The following is a 2,908-nucleotide window of genomic DNA, read 5'->3' as shown; positions in this document are numbered from 1 at the left end:
TGAGGCGACCTACGCAGTCAAAGGTCAAGGACAGCACACGAAGGAACATGTGGATGGCGCCTACGTGTCGGGCAAGAAGTTGACGCAAGTGCAAGCCGAAGGCCGAGAATTGATCGGGCCGGCGCAACCGGCGCCGCAGAAGGACGGGCGGTTCACAACGGAGGATTTTCAAGTCAAGGTGGAGGAGCGCACGGCGGTCTGTCCGGCCGGAAAAACCAGCACGCAATGCAGCCGACTGGAGGAAGAGGCGACGGGCAAAGTGAACTTCCGATTTGAGTTCAGCTTCAAGTATTCGGTCGCGCACATGTATTCGATTCCCAATCCGCCCTTCATCCAGCCGCTGCTGGAAAGCCTCGCGCCCGGACGGAAGACGTGGCTCACCGTGCGCAATGATGACATCTACACCTTCCGCTTCGGCGACCCCGCCTACGCCCGCGAATACATCGCGAACATTCCCCCGGCGGACAAGATCGCGGGCTTTTACATGGGGCCGGACGGTTACGCTTGGGGCCGCGATTTCCTGGAGCACAATCCCGAACCCGGCCCGCGCCCCTTGGTGATGGAGAAGCAGTGGTATTCGTTCATGCTCTGGGGCCGGTTGGCCTACGACGCCCCGCTACCGGACTCCCGCTTTGAGCGGATCCTGGCCGCCCGCCATCCCAAGGCTTCGTCACATCATCTCTTCCGTGCCCTCCAGGGCGCGTTGCAGGTCATGCTGCTAACCACGCGCTTTTTTTGGGGCGCTATTGATCTCAAGTGGTATCCCGAGGCCTGCCTGAGTCATCCGCGAAACAAAGGCTTCTACAACGTGCGGGATTTCATGGAAGGCATCTCCATGCCGGGCTCGGAGGTGCTGTGCATCCGCGACTGGCGTACCCGTCTCACGGCCCGCAAGCCGATGGAGCAAACCACTCCGCTCGAAATCGCCGGTGCTCTCACTGGAAGCAATATGCCGGCATTCGCGACGCCCATTATGTCCCGGCTCTCTACAACCGCATCGGCTTTGCGAATGTGACCGAGTTGACGGAAAAGGCAGCCGCCGATATCAAGATTGCACGCAATTGGAAGCCGGGCACCCTCAAAGACGGCGGCGGACGCGCCGGCTTCGAGAAAGGCTTCCGCAATGGAAGCCACAAATCCAAACTCTATGAATACCCCCACAGTGATGACACTCTACGGTTGGATCACTTCTCTGCTTGCGTGCATCACCGCCGTGCGAGCCGCCGAACCGTTGGCCGTGAAGCCGGTCGTGCATGACCTCACGCCGCTTCAAGATGCGGCGCGAGTCCTGATCAATCCGCACAAAGGCTGGTACCACCACTTCCCGGACAACCATCCGAACAAATACCAGATCGCCCGCGACGCCGACTTGCTGGAATTCCCCGGCATGGACCACCTCTACATCCGGCTGGCGTGGGCGTATCTCGAACCCAAGGAAGGTCAGTTCGATTGGGCAGTGATTGACCGGATCATCGAGAAGTGGACCGCGCACGGGCTGGGCATTGCGTTCCGCATCAGTTGCAAGGAAACCAGCACGGATCGAATCGAACAGCAGTTCGCCACCCCGCGCTGGGTCATGGAGGCCGGCGCGAAGGGAGGCTATTACCGGATAGGCAAGGCCACCGGGCCGGAAGGACCTTGGGAACCAGAGTTCGACGACCCCATCTTCCTCGCCAAGCTCGACCGATTCCTGGCCGCTTTCGCAGTGCGCTACGATGGCAAGCCGTGGCTGCGCTATCTCGACATTGGCAGCATCGGCGACTGGGGCGAGGGCCATTGCTGGGCCGGCAGCCGGAAGGACTTGTCCTTCGCCGTGCGGAAGGAGCATGTTGATCTTCACCTTAAGCATTTCAAGCGCACTCAGCTCGTCATCTCCGATGACTACATCCACGCCTTGAACGACCCCGCCGAGCGCGCGAGGCTGCACCAGCACGTGCTGACCAACGGCATCAGCTACCGCGACGACAGCATTCTCGTGAACGGCTATTTGCAGGGCGTGAGCGACACCTTCACGGTGCGCAGCCCGGAGTTCTTCGCGGATGCCTATCCCCGCAAACTCCGACCGTGTTCGAGTTGGAGCACTACGGCTCCGTAAAAAAGCCGGGCAACTGGGAAGGCCGCCCGGAGAGCGCGGTGGCCAAGTTCGGCAAGGGCAAGACGGGCCCGGACTATTTCCGCGGCGCGCTCGAGTTGCTGCACGCGACCTACATCGGCTACCACGGCGACGCGCGCGAATGGTTAACCGACAATCCTGAACTGACCAAGGAACTGCTGAACAAGTGCGGCTATTGGCTCTTCCCGAGGTCGCTCGAACTGCCGGACAAGCTTGAGGCGGGCGCCACCGTGCCATTCATTCTCACGATGGAGAACCGCGGCGTTGCGCCACCCTACGCGCCGTACGAACTGCGCGTGAAGTTGTCAGGCGCGGGTGGCCAGGTCACCAAGGCTCTGGGTGTGAGCGGCAAGTCATGGCTGCCCGGCGCGCCGGTGTCTTCACGATACGAGTTATCGCTCCCGCCCGACCTCAAGGCCGGCGAATACGAACTGGCCATTGGACTCTTCGATCGGAGCGCAAGCCAGGATCGGCCTGTGGAATTTGGGCTGAAAGCTTCGGCGCGGGACGCTAAAGGATTTTACCGGCTCACGAAGGTGCCGGTGACAGCGGCGCGTGCCTCAGGTCGCTGAGCGACCTTGTTCCACTGTGAGCGAAAGGAAACTAAGAGCGAGAGCCGAAAACTCCGCGTGCGAAAGCGGTGTCGCGCTGCGCTTGCCACCGCAGTCCAAGACGGTTGTGCACAAGAGTGTTCTCGCTGCGTTCGACGATTCCTGTTAAGTCATCCGCATCGCATGAAAACATTGCTTCCGTATCTCGCCTGCGCGCTGTTTGCGCTTGTGCCGTCGTGGTGCC

2 protein-coding genes are annotated in these 2,908 nt (G+C 61.0%); both read left to right on the top strand.

The window, feature by feature from the left end:
• Positions 1-1,123: 1,123 nt before the first annotated feature.
• Positions 1,124-2,095, top strand: coding sequence for a hypothetical protein (locus FJ386_15380; GenBank protein ID MBM3878068.1), 972 nt, complete (start codon positions 1,124-1,126; stop codon positions 2,093-2,095).
• Complete coding sequence (locus FJ386_15375) at positions 2,065-2,685, top strand: DUF4832 domain-containing protein (protein MBM3878067.1); 621 nt, start codon at positions 2,065-2,067, stop codon at positions 2,683-2,685. The genes FJ386_15380 and FJ386_15375 overlap by 31 nt, the downstream gene beginning before the upstream one ends.
• Positions 2,686-2,908: the final 223 nt, after the last annotated feature.

It is taken from the genome of Verrucomicrobiota bacterium, from assembly GCA_016871675.1.
Taxonomy (GTDB): domain Bacteria; phylum Verrucomicrobiota; class Verrucomicrobiia; order Limisphaerales; family VHCN01; genus VHCN01.
The sequence above is the reverse complement of the archived record's forward strand: the minus strand, read 5'-3'. Positions and strand labels throughout refer to the sequence as shown.

What these genes read in the sequence shown, in the direction of transcription:
- FJ386_15380 (MBM3878068.1), top strand. Translation starts at nt 1,124, where the DNA reads ATGGAAGCCACAAATCCAAACTCTATGAATACCCCCACAGTGATGACA.